At 72.1% G+C, this 18,563-nt stretch carries 16 protein-coding genes; 15 read left to right on the top strand and 1 reads right to left on the bottom strand.

Annotated elements, in window-relative coordinates; genetic code table 11:
• Positions 1-55: 55 nt before the first annotated feature.
• The 6 genes from ACYVAK_RS10600 (at position 56) to ACYVAK_RS10575 (ending at position 9,664) form a co-directional block, all read left to right on the top strand.
• On the top strand, positions 56-1,057 hold the full coding sequence (locus ACYVAK_RS10600; RefSeq protein WP_461060737.1) for a ligase-associated DNA damage response exonuclease: 1,002 nt from the start codon (positions 56-58) through the stop codon (positions 1,055-1,057).
• Entirely contained in the window at positions 1,057-2,694 is a 1,638-nt protein-coding gene (locus ACYVAK_RS10595; RefSeq protein WP_461060735.1) for an ATP-dependent DNA ligase, read from the top strand. The genes ACYVAK_RS10600 and ACYVAK_RS10595 overlap by 1 nt, the downstream gene beginning before the upstream one ends.
• Entirely contained in the window at positions 2,687-5,275 is a 2,589-nt protein-coding gene (locus tag ACYVAK_RS10590) for a ligase-associated DNA damage response DEXH box helicase (protein ID WP_461060733.1), read from the top strand. The genes ACYVAK_RS10595 and ACYVAK_RS10590 overlap by 8 nt, the downstream gene beginning before the upstream one ends.
• Before the next feature lies 1 nt (position 5,276).
• The gene (gene pdeM / locus ACYVAK_RS10585) at positions 5,277-5,957 is read left to right on the top strand and encodes a ligase-associated DNA damage response endonuclease PdeM (RefSeq protein ID WP_461062124.1); all 681 of its coding nucleotides are present in this window, start codon (positions 5,277-5,279) and stop codon (positions 5,955-5,957) included.
• Positions 5,958-6,036: 79 nt separating this feature from the next.
• Entirely contained in the window at positions 6,037-7,392 is a 1,356-nt protein-coding gene (locus ACYVAK_RS10580) for an amidohydrolase (RefSeq protein WP_461060731.1), read from the top strand.
• A gap of 4 nt (positions 7,393-7,396) precedes the next feature.
• On the top strand, positions 7,397-9,664 hold the full coding sequence (locus ACYVAK_RS10575) for a CHASE2 domain-containing protein (protein WP_461060729.1): 2,268 nt from the start codon (positions 7,397-7,399) through the stop codon (positions 9,662-9,664).
• Here ACYVAK_RS10575 and ACYVAK_RS10570 read toward each other — a convergent pair.
• The gene (locus tag ACYVAK_RS10570) at positions 9,653-10,453 is read right to left on the bottom strand and encodes a response regulator transcription factor (protein ID WP_461060727.1); all 801 of its coding nucleotides are present in this window, start codon (positions 10,451-10,453) and stop codon (positions 9,653-9,655) included. The genes ACYVAK_RS10575 and ACYVAK_RS10570 overlap by 12 nt on opposite strands.
• Positions 10,454-10,857: 404 nt before the next feature.
• Between ACYVAK_RS10570 and ACYVAK_RS10565 the strand changes: the two genes are divergently transcribed.
• From ACYVAK_RS10565 to flhA, 9 genes are all read left to right on the top strand, one after another.
• Positions 10,858-11,382: a flagellar basal body-associated FliL family protein gene (locus ACYVAK_RS10565; RefSeq protein WP_461060725.1), complete on the top strand. Its 525-nt coding sequence runs from the start codon at positions 10,858-10,860 to the stop codon at positions 11,380-11,382.
• A gap of 9 nt (positions 11,383-11,391) precedes the next feature.
• Positions 11,392-12,378, top strand: coding sequence for a flagellar motor switch protein FliM (gene fliM, locus ACYVAK_RS10560; RefSeq protein WP_461060723.1), 987 nt, complete (start codon positions 11,392-11,394; stop codon positions 12,376-12,378).
• Between the two features lie 43 nt (positions 12,379-12,421).
• Entirely contained in the window at positions 12,422-12,736 is a 315-nt protein-coding gene (fliN, locus tag ACYVAK_RS10555; protein WP_461062122.1) for a flagellar motor switch protein FliN, read from the top strand.
• Positions 12,737-12,745: 9 nt separating this feature from the next.
• A complete protein-coding gene (gene fliO / locus ACYVAK_RS10550) occupies positions 12,746-13,150 on the top strand; it encodes a flagellar biosynthetic protein FliO (RefSeq protein WP_461060721.1) in 405 nt (134 codons plus the stop codon).
• A 40-nt stretch (positions 13,151-13,190) separates the two neighbouring features.
• Positions 13,191-14,009, top strand: coding sequence for a flagellar type III secretion system pore protein FliP (fliP, locus tag ACYVAK_RS10545; protein ID WP_461060719.1), 819 nt, complete (start codon positions 13,191-13,193; stop codon positions 14,007-14,009).
• 1 nt (position 14,010) lies between these two features.
• The gene (locus ACYVAK_RS10540) at positions 14,011-14,280 is read left to right on the top strand and encodes a flagellar biosynthetic protein FliQ (RefSeq protein WP_461060717.1); all 270 of its coding nucleotides are present in this window, start codon (positions 14,011-14,013) and stop codon (positions 14,278-14,280) included.
• Positions 14,280-15,080 (top strand): flagellar biosynthetic protein FliR, encoded by an 801-nt coding sequence (gene fliR / locus ACYVAK_RS10535; protein ID WP_461060715.1) that lies wholly within the window; start codon positions 14,280-14,282, stop codon positions 15,078-15,080. The genes ACYVAK_RS10540 and fliR overlap by 1 nt, the downstream gene beginning before the upstream one ends.
• 3 nt (positions 15,081-15,083) lie before the next feature.
• Positions 15,084-16,205, top strand: a complete 1,122-nt coding sequence (flhB, locus tag ACYVAK_RS10530) for a flagellar biosynthesis protein FlhB (RefSeq protein ID WP_461060713.1) — start codon at positions 15,084-15,086, stop codon at positions 16,203-16,205.
• Positions 16,206-16,460: 255 nt separating this feature from the next.
• Positions 16,461-18,548: a flagellar biosynthesis protein FlhA gene (gene flhA / locus ACYVAK_RS10525; protein ID WP_461060711.1), complete on the top strand. Its 2,088-nt coding sequence runs from the start codon at positions 16,461-16,463 to the stop codon at positions 18,546-18,548.
• Positions 18,549-18,563: the final 15 nt, after the last annotated feature.

Raw genomic sequence — 18,563 nt, 5'->3', positions numbered from 1 at the left:
ACGCGACGTTGCGCCTTGCCGCTGGCTTGACCGCGCCGCGGCGACGCTGCGCGCCATGCCCGAGCTGCTCGAACTCACCCCCGAAGGCCTGTACTGCCGCGCCGGCGACTTCCATGTCGACCCGTGGCGACCCGTGCCGCGTGCGGTGGTGACCCACGCGCACGCGGACCACGCGCGCCCCGGCATGGGCGTCGTGCATGCGGCGACGCCGGGCCTGGGCCTGCTGCGCTGGCGGCTGGGCGAGGCGCAAGCGCTGTCGGGCCACACCTACGGCGAGTCGTTCGCGCTCGGCGCGGCGCGCGTCTCCCTGCATCCGGCCGGCCACGTGCTGGGCTCGGCGCAGGTGCGCATCGAGGTCGACGGCGAGACCTGGGTTGTGAGCGGCGACTACAAGCGCGATGACGACCCGACCTGCGCGCCCTTCGAGGTCGTGCCCTGCGACGTGTTCATCACCGAAGCCACCTTCGGCCTGCCGGTGTACCGCTGGCGGCCGGCCAGCGAGGTCGCGGCCGAGATCCGCGCCTGGTGGGAGGCCTGCGCCGCGCGCGGCGAGGCGGCCCTGCTGCTGTGCTACGCGCTCGGCAAGGCGCAGCGGATCCTCGCCGAGCTCGCGCGCCTTCCCGGGGGCATGGACCGCGAGGTCCTGCTGCACGGCGCGATGGGCCCGGGCGTGGCGATCTACCGCGAGGCCGGCGTGGTGCTGCCGCCGACGCGCCCGCTGTCGGACGAGGCCCGCGGCAAGGACCTCGCCGGTGCGCTGGTGCTGGCGCCGCCCTCGGCGATCGGCTCGCCGTGGATGCGCCGGTTCAAGTCCGTCAGCGTCGGTTTCGCCTCGGGCTGGATGCAGCTGCGCGGCAACCGTCGCCGCCGCGGCGTGGATCGCGGCTTCGTCGTCAGCGACCACGCCGACTGGGACTCGCTGCTGCGCACCTGCCGCGGCACCGGCGCGCGCCGCGTGCTGGCCACGCACGGCAACACCGAGGCCCTGGTGCGCGTGCTGCGCGACGAGGGCCTCGACGCGGCCGCGCTGAAGACCGAGCTCGGCGGCGAGAACTGATGCTCGCCTTCGCCGCCCTCTACGACGCGCTGGACGCGAGCACCGCGTTGACCGACAAGCGCGCGGCCCTCGTCGAGGGCTTGCGCGCCATGCCGGCGGCCGATGCGGCGTGGGCCGTGCACCTGCTGGGCGGCGGCAAGATCGGTGGCGCGAAGACCGGAAAGATCGCCGCGAGTGGCGAGCTGCGCCGCTGGCTGCGCGAGGCGAGCGGCCATCCGGAATGGCTGATCGAGGACAGCTACGCCCACGTCGGCGACCTCGCCGAGACCATCGCCTTGCTGCTGCCCGAACCCTCGGCGGCGGTGCTTGCCGAGGCGCACGGCCTGGCCGACGAAGTGGACCGCTTGCGCGCCGTGGCGGGCCTCGACGAGCCCGTGCGTCGCGCGGCGGTGATCGACGGGTGGCGACGCTGGCGCGGCAGCGCGCGCTTCGTCTACACCAAGCTGCTGACCGGCGCCCTGCGCGTCGGGGTGTCGAGCGGGGTGCTCCAGCAGGCGCTGGCGGAGATCGCGGCCGTGCCGACTGCGGTCATGGCCGAGCGCCTCGTCGGCGGCGTGGCGCCGACCCCGGAGGCGTGGGCGGCGCTGGTCGCGCCCGACGAGGGGCGCGCGGGCCTCGACGCTGCCGAGGGACCGACCGCGCGCGCGGCCGACCCGGCGCGCCCCTATCCCTTCTATCTCGCCTCGCCGCTCGAGGCGGCGCCGCAGACGCTCGGCCCCATCGACGCGTGGCAGCTGGAGTGGAAGTGGGACGGCATCCGCGCGCAGCTGATCCGGCGGGGCGGCCGCGTCGTGCTGTGGTCGCGCGGCGAGGAGCGCCTGGACGGTCGTTTCCCGGAAGTCGAGGCGGCCGCGGCCGCGCTGCCCGACGGCACGGTGCTCGACGGCGAACTGCTGGCCTGGCGCGACGAAGCCCCGCTGCCCTTCGCGGTCTTGCAGACCCGCATCCAACGGAAGCGCCCCAGCGCCAAAGTCCTCGCCGACGCTCCCGTGCGCTTCCTCGCGTTCGATGTGCTGGAGGCCGAGGGCGTCGATCTCCGCGATCGTCCGTTGCGCGTGCGCCGCGCGGCGCTCGATGCGGTGGTCGACGGGACGGCGCTGGGCCTGTCGCCCGTGCTCGATCCCCCGGATTGGGCGGCCGCCGCGGTGCTGCGGGCCGAAGCGCGCGAGCAGGGTGCCGAAGGCCTGATGCTGAAGCACCGCGACGGCGCGTACCGCGTCGGCCGCAGGCGCGGCGAGGCCTGGAAGTGGAAGCTCGACCCGCGCAGCGTCGATGCGGTGCTGCTCTACGCGCAGGCCGGCCACGGCCGTCGCGCGACGCTGCACACCGACTGCACCTTCGCGCTCTGGGACGGGGAGGCCCTGGTGCCGGTGGCCAAGGCCTATTCGGGGCTCAGCGATGCCGAGTTCCTCGAGCTCGACCGCTGGGTGCGCGCCCACACGCGCGAACGCTTCGGCCCCGTCCGTTCGGTCGAGCCGCAGCTGGTCTTCGAGATCGGCTTCGAGGGCGTGCAGCGTTCGCCGCGCCACAAGAGCGGCGTCGCGCTACGCTTTCCGCGCATGCTGCGCTGGCGCCGCGACAAGACCGCCGCGCAGGCCGATCGTCTCGACACGCTGAAGGCAATGATCGATGGCTGAGGGCGCTGCCGCCCGCGTCGGCAAGGTCGAGTCGACCGACCCGGTCGAGCGCTGGTTCGTCGCGCGCGGCTTCGTCCCAGCGCCCTTCCAGCAGGCGGTCTGGCGCGCGCAGGCGGAGGGCCTGAGCGGGTTGGTCAATGCGCCGACGGGCAGCGGGAAGACGCTGGCCGTGGCCGGTGGGCCGCTGCGCGACGCCGTCGACGACGTCCCCACGGCCCCGCGCCTGCTGTGGATCACGCCGCTGAAGGCGCTCGCCGAGGACACGCGGCGCGCGCTGCAATCCGCCGCGGAGGGCGTGGGCGCGATGCAGGCGATCGCCGCGGCGCCGACCTCGACCGCGCGTCCCGCGACGCGCCGGCGCCCGCCGCGCCTGGAGCCGCTGCGCGTCGGCCTGCGCACCGGCGACGCGAGCAGTGCCGACCGCGCCCGCGCGCGGCGCGGGGCCGACGCCTGGACGGTGACGACGCCGGAGTCGCTGAACCTGCTGCTCAGCCACGGGAACGCCGCGACCACGCTGTCGACGCTGCGTTGGCTCGTCGTCGACGAATGGCATGAGCTGCTGGGCAGCAAGCGCGGCGTGCTGCTGCAGCTCGCCATCGCCCGCCTGCGCGCGATGTGCCCCGGCCTGCAGGTGTGGGGTGTCTCCGCCACGGTGGGCAACCCCGACGAGGCGCTCGCCGCGCTGTGCCCCGATCCGACGGACCCGCGCCGGGCGCACCCGCAGGCCCTGCGCATCGTCGATCCCCGGCCGAAGCCGATCGAACTCACCACGCTCCTGCCGGCGGCGGGCGAGCGTTTCCCCTTCGCCGGGCATCTCGGCCTGAAGCAGCTGCCCCGCGTGCTGCAGGCGGTGTTCGGCGCCGCGTCCACCCTGGTGTTCACCAACACGCGCGCGCAGGCCGAGCTCTGGCACCAGGCGCTGTCGGCCGTGTGGCCCGAAGACCCGGCCACGCTGGGCCTGCACCACGGCTCGCTCGACGCGGTGGCGCGGCGTGCGGTCGAGCAGGGCCTGCGCGACGGCGCGCTGCGCTGCGTCGTGGCGACCTCCAGCCTCGACCTTGGCGTCGATTTCCCGGCCGTGCAGCAGGTGCTGCAGATCGGCAGCCCGAAGAGTGTGGCGCGGCTCATGCAGCGCGCCGGCCGCAGTGGCCATCGCCCCGGCGAGGCGGCGCGGGTCGTCGCCGTGCCCTCCCACGCGCTGGAGATCGTCGAGTACGCGGCGCTTCGGCGCGCGCTGGCCGAGGGTCGGCTCGAGCCGCGCCCGCCGCCGCGGCTGTGCCTCGACGTGCTGGCCCAGCACGTCGTCAGCTGCGCGGTGGCGGCGCCCACCGATGCCGCGGCGCTGCTGGCCGAGGTGCGCGGCACGCACGCGTACGCGGGTCTGTCGGACGCCGCCTGGGCCACCGTGCTGGCCTATGTCGAAACCGGCGGCGAGGCCCTGCAGCACTACCCGGAACATCGCCGCGTCGAGCGCGATGCGGAGGGCCGCCTCGTGGTGCCGGATCGCCGCCAGCAGCTCCGCCACCGCTTGGGCATCGGCACCATCGTCGCCGACGGCAGCGTCTCGGTGCAGTGGCTGAAGGGCGGTCGGCTCGGCAGCGTCGAGGAGAGCTTCATCGCGCGCCTCGCGCCGGGCGACGTGTTCCTGTTCGCCGGCCGCGCGCTGGAGCTCGTGCAGCTGCGCGACATGACCGCCTACGTGCGCCTCGCCAAGGGCAAGCCCAGCGCCGTGCCGCGCTGGGGCGGCGGCACGCTGCCGTTGTCGGACACGCTGGGGCAGGGGCTGCAGGCCGTGCTGTCCACGGTCGAGGACGGTGCCCAACCCCCATCGGTCGGCGCCGTGCCGGAGCATGCCGCCAGCGCCGGCCTGCGCGCGCTGCAGGGCCGGCTGTCCGCCTTGCCCGCCCCGGGCCGACTGCTGGCGGAGGTCATCGCCACGCGCGAGGGCCCGCGGCTGTTCGTCTATCCGTTCGCCGGGCGGCACGTGCACGAGGGCCTCGCCGCGCTCGTCGCGCTGCGCCTCGGCCGCCTCGCCCCGAACACCTTCGGCCTCGCCGTCAACGACTACGGCTTCGTGCTGGCGCCGCACACCCAGCGCGGCTTCGCGGCGCTCCGTCTGGACGCCGCCGTGCTGCGCCGCGCGCTGGCCGCCGAGGCCTTGCGCGAGGACCTCGCGGCGAGCCTCAACCTGTCGGAGATGGCGCGCCGGCAGTTCCGCGAGGTCGCGCGCATCGCCGGGCTGCTGCCGCCCTCGCTGCCGGGGCGTGCGCCGCGCAGCCTGAAGTCCCTGCAGGCCGGCAGCGGCCTGCTGTTCGACGTGCTGCGCCAGCACGACCCCGGCCACGTGCTGCTGGCCCAGGCCGAAGCCGACGTGTTCGAGGCGCAGCTCGACGCCACGCGCCTCGTGCGGGCGCTCGACGCCGCGGCCGCCGCGGAGATCGTGCTGACCCACCCGTCCACGCTGACCCCGCTCGCGTTCCCGCTTTGGGCGGAACAGCAGCGCGGCACCTTGAGCACCGAGGACTGGAAGGCGCGCGTCGAGCGCGCCGCGGCCTTGCTCGAGGAGACCCACGGTGCTTGAGATTGGCCTGCCGCGCGCCTTCGCCATCGCCGACCAGACGCTGGCGCTGTACGGCGAGCGGGCGGTGCACTGGCCCGCGGCCGACGCGCTGCTGGTCGCCGACCTGCACCTCGGCAAGGGCGAGGTGTTCCGACGCGCCGGCCTCGCCGTCCCGCGCGGCGGCACGGCGACGGACCTCGCGCGGCTGGCCGCGCTGCTGCAGGCGACGCGGGCCGCGCGCCTGATCATCCTCGGCGACGTGCTGCATGGCGCGCTGCACCGGCAGGCCGCCTGGCGCGACGACTGGCGCGCCTTCCGCGCCGCGCATCCCGGCCTGCGCATCGAAGCGATCGTCGGCAACCACGACCGGGCGCTTCGGGATGACGCGGGCCCCGCGGACCTCGGGCTCGCGCGTCGCGAGGCGGTCACCCTCGAGCGCGGGCTGGTTCTCTGCCACGAACCGGAGCACGCACCGCCCGGCCAGCCGAGCCTCTGTGGCCACCAGCATCCGGCCGCGCGGGTGACGGGGCTCGGCCGGCTGCCGGCGTTCTGGTGGCGGGCGGCCGCGCGCCAGCTGGTGCTGCCGGCCTTCAGCGCCTTCACCGGGCGCGTCCTGCCGCGGCCGTCGGCGGGCGATGCCTTCCTCGCCTGCGCGGGGCATGCCGTGCTGCCACCCGTGCCCGCCGCACCACGCCGGGCGTGAGCCCGCACCGGCGTGGGCCCTGCGGCGCTGTCGTGGTTCCTGCGTATGCTTCGGTGTCCCCGATGCGATCCCCTCGACCATGCCGCTGCCCTTGTCCGTCGCCCTCCGATTCGCGCCGCTCGCGCTGCTCGCGTCCGCGCTGGCCCTGCTGCCCTTCGCGACCTTGGCCGCGACGCCCGCGGCGACGCCGCTCGATGCCGCGATCGCCGGGGTGATGCCCGAGCTCACCGCGTGGCGCCGCGACCTGCACCAGCACCCCGAGCTCGGCACGCTTGAAGTCCGCACGGCCGCCAAGGTGGCGGCCCACCTCCGCGGCCTCGGCCTCGAGGTGCGCGAAGGCCTCGGCGTCACCGGCGTCGCCGCCATCCTCGAAGGTGCGAAACCCGGCCCACGCATCGCGCTGCGCGCCGACATGGACGCGCTGCCGGTCACCGAGGCCACCGGCCTGCCCTTCGCCTCGACGGTGCGCACGACCTACCGTGGCCAAGAGGTGGGTGTGATGCACGCCTGCGGCCACGACGCCCACGTCGCCCTGCTGATGGCCGCGGCCGAGGTGCTCGTCGGCATGAAGGACGAGCTCGCCGGCGAAGTGATGTTCGTGTTCCAGCCGGCCGAGGAAGGCCCGCCGCAGCCCGGCCAGATCGTCGGCGCGAAGGCGATGATCGACGACGGCCTGTTCGCCGACTGGACCCCCGACGCCATCTACGGCCTGCACGTGTGGGCCGCCCTGCCGGCCGGCACGGTCGGCTACCGCAGCGGCCCGACGATGGCCTCCGTCGACGAATGGAACCTCGTCATCCGTGGGCGGCAGACGCACGGCGCGCGGCCTTGGGACGGCATCGACCCGGTCACCATCGCCGCGCAGGTGCAGATGGCGATGCAGACCATCGTCTCGCGGCAGACCGACATCGTGCGTTCGCCCGTGGTGCTCTCCACCGGCCAGGTGCAGGCCGGCGTGCGCTTCAACATCATCCCGGATGAAGCGCGCATGGCCGGCACGCTGCGCGCCTTCGACGACGGCGTGCGCGCCGACGTGATCGCCCGCTTCGAGCGCACGGCCAAGGCCCTCGCCGAGTCGGCGGGCGCCACCGCCGAGCTCAGCGTCAACCTCAACGCGCCGCTCACCGCGAATGCCGCCGAGCGCGCGGAGCGCGGCGGTGCCGCCCTGCGCGCCGCGCTGGGCGAGGACAAGGTGGTGGAAATGCCGCTGCTGACCATCGGCGAGGACTTCTCGCAGTTCAGCACCGTCGCGCCGACGTTCTACTGGTTCGTCGGCAGCACCGGTCCGGGCATCGACCCGCGGCGCGCGCCGATGAACCATTCGCCGGAATTCCTGTTCGACGAATCGGCGCTGGAGCCGGGCCTGCGCAGCCTGCTGGCCGTGACGCTCGACGCCCTGCAGGCCCCGCCGCCGGCGACATCGCCGCCGGGCTGAGCCGATGCGTCGCCTGCCGAGCCACCTGCTGGTCATCCCCCTGCTGGCCGTCTTGCTGGTCGGTTTCAACGCGCTGGCGCCCTTCGACACGCGCGTCTACGACCAGCTGATGCGCCTGCACCAGCGCGAAGCGCCGCCAGAGATCGTGCTCGTGCACATCGACGGCGAGGCCGAGCGCCGCTACCCCGACTTCATCGACCGCCGTCCGCTGGCCTTGGCCCGCCTTGTCGACCGCCTGAACCAGGTGAAGCCGCGCGTGATCGGCGCCTACCTCGCCTTCGATCCCCGCGACCCGCGCGACCAAGAGGGGTTGGACGTGCTTCGCGAGGCCCTGGCGCGTCACGGCAACACGGTGGGCAAGGCCTACGTCACCGACACCGCCCACCAGAGCGCCGAGGAGGCCTTCCGCGCCGCCGAGAAAGTGGGTTTCCGGACGCTGGGCCTGCAGCTCGTCGCGACCGGCGACGACAACGTCATCCGCGGCAGCTTCCACGCCGCCCCGCTGGCGGGTGCGCTGCGCCCGAGCTTCGCTCTCGCGTTGCTGCAGCAGGCCGGCGACCTGGTGCCCGAGGGCCGTCGTGCGGCCCTGCAGGCGGCGTTCGATTCGCCCACCGTCGCTGAGGATGCCTTCGCCTTCGCCTTCCTCGGCGGCGACGGCAGCGTGCGTCGGGTCAGTGCCGCCGACGTGCTCGACGGCGAGGTCCATCCCGACGCTTGGCGCGACCGCATCGTCATCATCGGGCAATCCGAGCAGAACACCGAAATCAACCTCACCACGGCGGTATCGAGTTGGGCCGACGAGGGCCTCACGGTCGACGAGTACGAGGCACAGGCCACGGCCGCCCTGCTCACCGGCCACGTGTTCCGGCAGCCGTCGCCGTGGATCGCGGCCTCGGTCGTCGGCGGCGTGCTGCTCGTCTTCGCCTTGGGCCTGCACGGGCTGCGCCAGCGTGGCGCCACCGTGTTCGCACTCGGTGTCCTGCTGGTGCTGCTGGTCGCCTACGTCGTGGCCTACCGAATGCTCTTCTGGTTGCCGCCCGTGGTGCTGGCGATCGCCTTGCCGCTCCAGGCGTTCGCCGAGGTGATGCATCGTTACGTGCGCTCGGCCTCGTTGCTGGCCGCGGAGATCGCCGTGTTGCGCCGGGAGGCGACGGCGCCGCCGGCCACCCGCCGCGGGTTCGATTTCGACGAGGCGCTGGCGACCGTTCGCCAAGCGGTGGCGAGCATCCGTCGCCAGCGCGAATACGTGCACCGGCTCATCGACGTGCAGCCGGCTGCCATCGTGGTCGTCGATGGCCAGCAGCGCCTGCGGCTCGGCAACGCCCAGGCCGTGGCGTGGCGTACGGACCCCGAGGCGCCGATGGGAACCTTGCGCGACTGGTTGGCCGCTGTCGACCTGCGACTGCCCGCCGATGCGGGACAGTACCTCGGTGCGGGCAGTGCGCGCCTCCTGGCGCAGTGTGGCGAACGCGAGGTCGTCGTGGCCTTCGAGCCCCTTCCCGGCGGACGCGAGACCGACCCGCACGACACCCTCGTCTGCGTCACCGAGCTCACCGGCCTGATGGCCGACCAGCGTGAGCGCCAGGCGGCCATCGACTTCCTGTCGCACGACCTGCGTGCCCCGGCCCATGCGCTCGTGGAACTCTGCGAGGGGGTGTTGGCCGATCCTGCCCTGACCCAGTCCACGCAGCAGGTGCTCCGCACGGCGGAGCGCCTTGCCCGCCGAATGGTGCAGATGGCGACCACCTACCTGGATTTCGTGCGTTCGGCGTCGCCGGAAGCCTTTACCCGCGCCGAGCCGGTGCTGTTGGCCGACGTGGTCCTCGAAGCCGTCGAGACCAGCACGCCGGAAGCCGGCGCGAAGCAGGTGCGGTTGGACCTCTCGCTCGACGACCAGGAGGCCGGGTGGGTGATTGGCGATGCCGCACTGCTGCGCCGTGCCGTCGAGAACCTGCTGAGCAATGCGGTGAAGGTGACCCCGCCGGAGGGTCGCGTCGAGATTCGCGTGGAGCGGCGCCGGGAGGCCTTGGCGGTGGTCGTCCGCGACGGCGGCCCGGGCATCGCGCCGTCGCGGCGCACCCAGCTGTTCCAGCGTTTCGGGCCGCTGGCCCGCACGCCGAAATCCTCGACGCGGTCGATGGGCCTCGGGCTCGCCATGGTGATGAGCGTGGTCGCCCGGCACCGCGGCACCGTCTTCGTCGACAACCCGCCGGAGGGCGGCGCGGAGTTCCGCATCGAACTGCCGCTCGAACGCGAGGCGTCAGTCGCCTGAGCCGCCGGCGGCCGGCGGGGCGAGCTCCAGACGGTAGCCTTCGCGGTAGACGTTCGACAGGCGAAGGCCGTTCTCCGCGAACATGAGCTTGCGCCGCAGCGTGTACAGGTGCGTGTCGAGGGTGCGGGCGGTGCCTCCGAGGTCGCGGCCCCAGATCGCGGCCACCAGCTCCTCGCGGCGCACCAGCCGGTCGCGATGCAGGAACAGGTACCACGCCAGGTCGAACTCCTTGGGTTGGAGCTCGATGCGCTCGCCGTCGCGGGTGAGGTCGCGGGCGGCGCCGTCGATGCGGTAGGGCCCGAACTCTACCACGAGCGGGCTGGTGGTCGTGCCTTGGAACCGGCGGGTCACGGCGGTGATGCGCGCCAACAGCACGGTCGCCGACGTGGGCTTGATGATGTAATCGTCGGCGCCCGCCGCCAGCGCCTCGACGATGCGCTCGTCGTCGTCGAAACGGCTGAAAATGATGATCGGGGCCCGTCGGCCGACCGAACGGTGCACCCAGCCGACGAGGGCGGTGCCCTCCGTGTCCGGCAGGTGCCAGTCGAACAGGAACAGTTCGTGCCGGGCTTCCCGCACCTCGGACATGAACTGCACGCCTTCCGTGAACCACTCGACCTCGTGGCCGGCGGAACGCAGGGCGGCGATGGCGCGCTCCGCCTCGATGCGGTCGTCCTCCACGAGGGCCACCCGCAGCGGCGGGGTCGCCGCCACCACCGGCGGCGTCATGGACGCCGGCCCCGCATCGAGGCGGTCGACGGGGGCGTGGTGGCGGGCAGGCGGGCGCACATGGGGTCGAGTGTGGCGATCGGTTCCGGCGAAGTGAAGCCGCGTCAAAAAGAAAACCCGACCGCGGCGGGGGCCGGGTCGGGCTCGGAGGGGGCTGACCGCCAAGCGGCGCGGTCGCCGGACAGGGCGGAACCGAAGGCCGGGGGGTGCCTCGTGTCGCGCTGCTCGAAGCGTGTCGGTCCGCTCCTCCAACCCCCCGGGGGATGGGGGCGCGCGAAGCATGACGGAATCGTCCCGGCGAAGAGTCAGGAATACTCAAAACGCGCCGATTGAACGACGAACGGTTTCAGCGCCTACTACCGTCGAACCGGCCCGCAGGCCGCCGGTGGCGGGTTTCCGGCAGGTCCGGCCCCGCTCCGCGGCACGGGTCTTGCACTGCCCACGACGACCGCAAGGACCTTTCCATGGCCGACAAGAAGCCCGCCGCCGCTCCCGCCGACGCCGCCGCCAAGCCCAAGGTGCCCCTCGTCCCGATCATCGGGGCGGCCGTGGGCTCCGCGGCCCTGGTCGCCGGCGTCATGTTCTTCATGATGCCCAAGCCCCATGCCGCGCCGGCCGGGGCCGAGGGCGCCGAAGCCGTCGCGGAGGGGGAGGAGGGCGCACCCAAGGCCGAGACCCGCTACATCGAGGTGAAGGACCCGCTGGTGGTCAACCTCACCGGGGGAAGCGCCAAGTACCTGCAGGTGCAGATCCAGCTCGCCACCAAGAGCGAGACCGGCCAGAAGGCCATCGAAACCCACCTCCCCGCCATCCGCAGCGGCTTGCTGGTCATGTTCCGCCAGCTGACCAGCGAGGAGCTGGCCAAGCCCGACATCATGGTGACCTTGCAGGAAAAAGCGCTGGCCGAGACCAACAGGGTGCTCGAGGCCGAGACCGGCAAGGACGACACCGTCACCGCCCTGCTGTTCACCAGTTTCGTCACCCAGTAAGCGACGGCCATGAGCGACCTGCTTTCCCAGGATGAGATCGACGCCCTGCTCCATGGCGTCGACTCGGGCGCGGTCGAGACCGAGACCGACGTCGATCCTGGCGTTGCCCGGTCCTTCGACTTCGCCACCCAGGACCGCATCGTCCGTGGGCGCATGCCCACCCTGGAGATGGTCAACGAGCGCTTCGCACGCATGTGGCGCGTGGGCCTGTTCAACCTGCTGCGCCGCTCCGCCGACCTCTCGGTGCGCGGGGTGGAGCTGATGAAGTTCGCCGACTACCTGCACACGCTTTACGTGCCGACGAACCTCAACCTGATCAAGATGAAGCCGCTGCGCGGCACCGGCCTCATCGTCTTCGAGCCGACGCTGGTGTTCGCGGTGCTCGACAACTTCTTCGGTGGCGCCGGACGCTTCCCCGCCAAGATCGAGGGCCGCGAGTTCACCCCGACCGAGATGCGCGTCATCCAGCTGATGCTGAAGCAGGCCTTCGCCGACCTGACCGAAGCCTGGGCGCCGGTGATGCCGTTCGAATTCGAATACACGAGCTCGGAGGTCAACCCGCACTTCGCCAGCATCGTCAGCCCGCGCGAGTACGTGGTGGTCAGCAAGTTCCACGTCGAACTGGAGGGCGGCGGCGGCGAGATGCACGTGACGCTGCCCTACGGGATGCTCGAGCCGATCCGCGAACTGCTCGACGCCGGGATCGCCTCCGACCGCTCGGAGAAGGACGAGAACTTCCCGATCCAGCTGCGCGAGGGCGTGAACCTCGCCGAGCTCGACGTGGCCGGCGTGCTCGCCACCAAGCGCATGACCGTGCGGCAGCTGGTCGCGCTCAAGGTCGGCGACGTGCTGCCCATCGACATCCCGAAGAAGACGCCGCTCCACGTCGAAGGCCTTCCGCTCTACGAAGGCGATTTCGGGCTGCACAACGGCAAGAACGCCGTGAAGATCACCCGCATCACGCCCATGGCCGGCAGCAAGCCGCGGGCGAACTGAGGACCACCCCATGAGCACCGAAAAAGACGCCGCCGACCTCGCCATGTGGGGCGACCTCGCGCCCGGCCCGGCCCCGGCCGCCAGCAGCGGGACGGGTGACGCCAACCTCGACCTGATCCTCGACGTGCAGGTGACGCTGTCGCTCGAAGTCGGCCGCGCGCGCATCCCGATCCGCAACCTGTTGCAGCTCAACCAGGGCTCGGTGGTGGAACTGGAGCGCGTTGCCGGCGAGCCCCTCGATGTCTACGTCAATGGCACGCTGGTGGCGCAGGGCGAGGTCGTGGTGGTGAACGAGCGCTTCGGCGTCCGGCTCACCGAGGTCGTCAGCCCCAGCGAACGCATCAAGCGCCTGCGCTGACGCCCCGCCATGAGCGAGCCCCTCTCCCTGCTGCTGGCGGCCAGCGCCGCCGCACCGGTCGCGGCCAAGACCGTCCAGGTGGGTCAGGCGGTCCCGCAGACCGCCGGCCTCGGCGGCACCCTGCTGGCGCTGGGCCTGGTGGTCGGCCTGATCCTGCTCCTCGCCTGGGTGCTGAAGAAGCTGCCCGGCGCCGGTCTGAAATCCATGGCCGGCCTGCGTACCGTGGCCAGCCTCGCCGTCGGTCCGCGCGAGCGCGTGGTCATCGTCGACTGCGGCGGCCAGCAGCTGCTGCTGGGCGTCACCCAGCACAGCGTCAACCTGCTGCACACCCTCCCCGAGCCCCTCCTCGATGCGCCCACGCAGGCGGGCTTCGCCGAATTGCTGGCGCGGCTGAAGGCGCGCGACGCCGCCTAGCCCGGCACGCCGCTTGCACGTCATCGGGCATCCCCGCCGGATGCCCGTCGTGCCGACTCTCTCCTCGCTCCTCCGACACTCGCTCCTCGCGCTGGCGCTGCTGCTTCCCGCGCTCGCCTTCGCCGCCCCCGCCGGGCCGCAGCCCACCGGCCTGCCCGAAGTAACCGTCGCCAACGTCGGCGGCGAGAACGTTTCGGTGTCCTTGGCGGTCCTGCTGTCGATGACGGCGATCACGCTGTTGCCCAGCCTGCTGCTGGCCTGCACGGCGTTCACCCGGATCATCGTGGTGATGGCCCTGCTGCGCATGGCGCTGGGCACGGGCCAGACGCCGTCGAACCAGATCCTCGTCGGGCTGGCGCTGTTCATCACGATGATGGTGATGATGCCGGTGGCCGACCAGGCCTGGGCCGCAGGCCTGAAGCCCTACCTCGACGGCACGCTGCCCTTCGACGCGGCCTGGGCCGCGACGTCCGAGCCCTTCCGCGCCTTCATGCTGGCGCAGATCCGCGACACCGACCTGCTGACCTTCGCCAACCTGTCCGGGCACACCCAGGGCTTCGCCTCGCCGGAAGAGATCCCGTTCGGCGTGCTGGTGGCCTCCTTCATCACCTCGGAGCTGAAGACCGCGTTCGAGATCGGCTTCCTGATCTTCATCCCCTTCGTGGTGATCGACCTCGTCGTCGCCAGCGTGCTGATGTCGATGGGCATGATGATGATGTCGCCGATGCTGGTGTCGGCACCGTTCAAGATCCTGCTCTTCGTTCTGGTCGATGGCTGGGTGCTGGTGGTCGGGACGCTCGCCGGCAGCTTCAACCCGACGGTGATGAGTGCCGCGACCACCGCCGTGGGGGCGGGCTGACATGTCGCCGGAAACCGCCATCACCGAACTCCGCGCCGGCCTCGAGCTGGCCCTGCTGGTCGGTGGGCCGCTGCTGGTCGTCGTTCTGGGCGTCGGGGTCACCGTCGGCCTCGTCCAGGCCGCCACGCAGATCAACGAGCCCACCGTCGCCTTCATCGCCAAGGCGGTGGCGCTGGCGGTGGCACTCGCGGCGATGGGCAGCCTCCTGCTCGGCAAGCTCGTCGACTACACCATCGCGCTGTTCCAGCGCATCCCCGCGCTGGTGGGCTGATGGCCGCCGCGGGCGCCATCCCCGGCATCGTGCTCGATGGCGGCGACATGTTCGCCGTCATCAACGCGACGCTGTGGACCAGCCTGCGCGTCGGCGGCCTGCTCATGGTGGCGCCGCTGTTCGGTACGCGCACGGTGCCGCGGCGGGTGAAGGGCATGCTGGCCATGGCGCTCGCCTTCGCGATGGGGCCGCTGGCCGGCCCGCCGCCGCCCCTGCCGGGCATCGACCCGCTCACCGTGCTCACGGTCGCCCGCGAGGTGCTGATCGGCGTCGGCATGGGCTTCGTGCTGCGCCTCGCCTTCGAAGCCGGCGCGCTGGCCGGCGAATTCGTCGCGCAGGGCACCGGTCTCTCGTTCGCGGTGATGGCCGACCCGCTGCGTGGCACCAATGCCGGCGTGGTGGGGCAGTGGTTCTACCTGTGCTTCGCCCTGATCTTCCTGTCCATGAACGGGCACCTGATGATCGTCGAGCTGCTCGCCGATTCCTGGAGGGCCGTGCCGCTGCAGTCCACGTGGGTGCCGACGCCGGAGGCGCTGCGCGCCATCGCCGATTTCGGCGGGCAGATGTTCCTCGTCGGCATCCAGATCGCCCTGCCGGTGGTGCTGGCGATGCTGGTGATCAACCTCGCCTTCGGCGTGATGAGCCGCGCCGCGCCCTCGCTGAACCCGATCCAGCTTGGCCTCCCGGCCTCGGTGCTGGTCGGCCTGCTGCTGATGGGCACGCTCACGGGCCAGCTGCTCGGCCCGTTGCGCGCCAATCTCGAAGCCGCGTTCGAACTCGCCACCGGCTGGTTGGGCTGAGCCATGGCGGAGAGCGAGAGCGGCCAGGAAAAAACCGAACAGCCCACCCCGAAACGGCTGAAGGACGCGCGCGAGAAGGGCGATGCCCCGCGATCGCCGGAGCTCGCCACGGCGGCGGTGTTCGTCGGCGCCATCCTTGCGCTGATCGCCTTCGGAGGCTGGATGGCCGGCCACGCGATGGCTTGGATGGCCAACCAGCTGCGGCACGCTGGCGAAGGGCAGGGCCTCGGGGCCGACCTGGTCAGCCGCGCGGGAGGGTCGATCGGCGAACTGTTGCTGGCCGTCGGGCCGCTCGTGGCGTCCTGCCTCCTCGCGACCTTCGTCGCGCCGGCGGTGATGGGCTTCAGCTTCAGCACCGAGGCCCTGTCGCCGAACCCCGAACGGCTGTCGCCGATCGCCGGCCTCAAGCGCATCTTCGGCACGCAGGGCCTCGGCGAGCTGGTGAAGTCCCTGCTGCGCATCGCCATCCTCGGTGCGATTGGCACCGTGTATTACCTGTTCTACGAGGATCGCCTGCTGCAACTCTCGCAATTGCCGATCGCGGCCGCGGCCGCGCAGGGGCTGGGCTTGATCCTGGGCCTGCTGATGGCGATGGGCGTGGGTCTTGTCCTCCTCGCCGTCGCCGACGTCCCGTGGCAGCTGTGGAGCTGGAAGCGCCGGCTGAAGATGACCCGGCAGGAGCTGCTCGAGGAGATGAAGGAGATGGAGGGTCGCCCCGAAGTGAAGGGGCAGATCCGCCGCATGCAGCAGCAGCTGGCCAGCGGCCGGATGATGGAGGCCGTGCCCACGGCCGACGTCGTCGTGGTGAACCCGACGCACTACGCGGTAGCGCTCAAGTACGACCCGAAGAAGGCGCAGGCGCCGATCGTCGTGGCCAAGGGCGTCGACGAAGTCGCGCTGAACATCCGCAAGGTCGCCGACGCGCACAAGGTCGCCATCGTCGAGGCCCCGCCGCTCGCCCGCGTGCTGCACGCGCAGGCCGAGCTCGACCGCGAGATCCCGGTGAAGCTCTACCAGGCGGTGGCGCAGGTCTTGAGCTACGTCTACCAGCTGAAGGTGTGGACGCCGAAGCGCGGGGCCTACCCGACGCTGCCCGATTTCGGGGCGCTCGAGCGCGATTCGTGAGGTCGCTGAGCGGGCCACCGCCAGTGCGCCTGCCGGGCGTGGCATCGGGCCGCTTTTCGCGGACTCGGGGCGGTCCTGCCCCGAGCCGCGCGCTCGCCATCCCTGGCTCGCTTGTCGCTGGCCCGACGCCCCGCCGGCGCGTGCGGATGAGGCGAATCAGGAGCCCCGGCGCGCTGGCCAGGCGCCCGACCTGCTTCGACGCGCCCCGGCACACGTCTTGCACGTCTCGCCCGACCCCACGCCCACGCGAGACCCATGGCCGCCGTGATGACCCCCTTCGACCGCACCCGCCAGCTGATCCAGCAGGGCGCGGCCGTGCCGCTGGTGCTGATCGGCGTGCTGGCGATGATCGTGGTGCCGCTGCCGCCGCTGGCGCTGGACGTGCTGTTCACGCTGAACATCGCCGCCTCGCTGGTGGTGCTGCTCGCCGTCATCTACGTGCGTCGGCCGCTGGAGTTCTCGATCTTCCCGACCGTGCTGCTGCTGGTCACCCTGATGCGCCTCGCGCTCAACGTGGCCTCCACCCGCGTGGTCCTGTTGAACGGCCACGAGGGCCATGACGCCGCCGGCCAGGTGATCGCCAGCTTCGGCCAGTTCGTGATCGGCGGCAGCTTCGCCGTCGGCATCATCGTCTTCGCCATCCTGACGATCATCAACTTCATCGTCATCACCAAGGGCTCGACCCGCGTCTCGGAAGTGGCGGCCCGCTTCACCCTCGACGCCTTGCCCGGCAAGCAGATGGCGATCGACGCCGACCTGAACGCCGGCATCCTCACCCGCGAGGAGGCGAAGCTGCGCCGCGAGGAAGTGCGCGAGGAGGCGGACTTCTACGGCTCGATGGACGGTGCCGGCAAGTTCATCCGTGGCGACGCCATCGCCGGCATCCTCATCCTGTTCATCAACATCCTCGGCGGCTTCGCGATCGGCGTGATGCAGCACGGCCTGTCGGCCGGCGACGCCGCCGAGACCTACATCCTGCTGGCCATCGGCGACGGCCTCGTCGCCCAGCTGCCGGCCCTGCTGGTGTCGACCGCGGTGGCGGTGATCGTGACGCGCGTCTCGCGCTCGCAGGACATGGGCAACGCCATGTTCGGCCAGGTGTTCGGCCAGTACCGCGCGCTCGCGGTGACGGCCGTGATCATCGGCCTCGTCGGGCTGGTGCCGGGCATGCCCAACGTCGCCTTTTTGACGTTCGCGGCGGGCTTGGGCTACCTCGCGTGGGTGCTCTACCAGCGCGAGCAGGCCGAGCAGGCCCGGTTGGCCGACGCCGAAGCACGCAAGCTGATGGCCGCGCAGACGCCGGGCGGCGCGCCGGCCGAATTGAGCTGGGATGAAGTGCGCCCGGTCGATGCGCTGGGCCTCGAGGTCGGTTTCCGCCTGATCCCGCTCGTCGACAAGGCGCAGGGCGGTGACCTGATGGCGCGCATCAAGGCGATCCGCCGCAAGCAGACGCAGGACCTCGGCTTCCTCGTGCCGGCGGTGCACATCCGCGACAACCTCGACCTGCCGCCGAACCAGTACCGCGTGGTCATCCACGGGGTGCCGGTGGCCGGCGGCGAGGTCTACCCCGACCGCGACATGGCCCTGAACCCCGGGCAGGTGTTCGGGGAGATCCAGGGCATCGCCGGGCGCGACCCGGCCTTCGGGCTCGATTCGGTCTGGATCCAGCCGGCGCAGCGCGCGCAGGCCGAATCGCTGGGCTACACCGTGGTCGATCCGGCCACCGTCATCGCCACGCATCTGTCGCACCTCGTGCGCGAGCACGCGGCCGAGCTGCTCGGCCACGAGGAGGCGCAGGCGTTGCTCGACACCCTGAAGAAGGCGGCGCCCAAGCTGGTCGAGGACCTCACGCCCAAGACCCTGCCGCTGGCGGTCGTGGTGCGCGTGCTGCAGAACCTGCTGGCCGAGAAGGTGCCGGTGCGGCAGATCCGCCAGATCGCCGAAGCCCTGATCGAACACGGCGCCAGCACCAGCGATCCCGCGGCGCTCACCGCCGCGGTGCGCAACGCGCTGGGCCGCTTCATCGTGCAGGAGATCAACGGCATGAACCCCGAGTTGCCGGTGTACACGCTGGCGCCGCCTCTGGAACGCATCTTGCAGGACTCGGTGAACGGGAACACCGCGGCGCTCGAACCAAACCTGGCCGAGCGCCTGCACCAGAGCCTCGCCGACTGCGTGCAGCGGCAGGAGGCCCGCGGCGAACCCTCGGTGCTGCTGGTGCCGGGCGGGGTGCGCGGGGTGCTCTCGCGGATGTTCCGGCACGGGGTGCCGTCGCTGCAGGTGCTGGCCTACAGCGAGATCCCCGAAGACAAGCGGCTGAAGCTGGTCGGTTCGATCGGTTGAGGCCTTGAGACAACG

This window comes from Silanimonas algicola (assembly GCF_054777375.1).
This window is presented reverse-complemented; position numbering and strand designations above follow the sequence as displayed.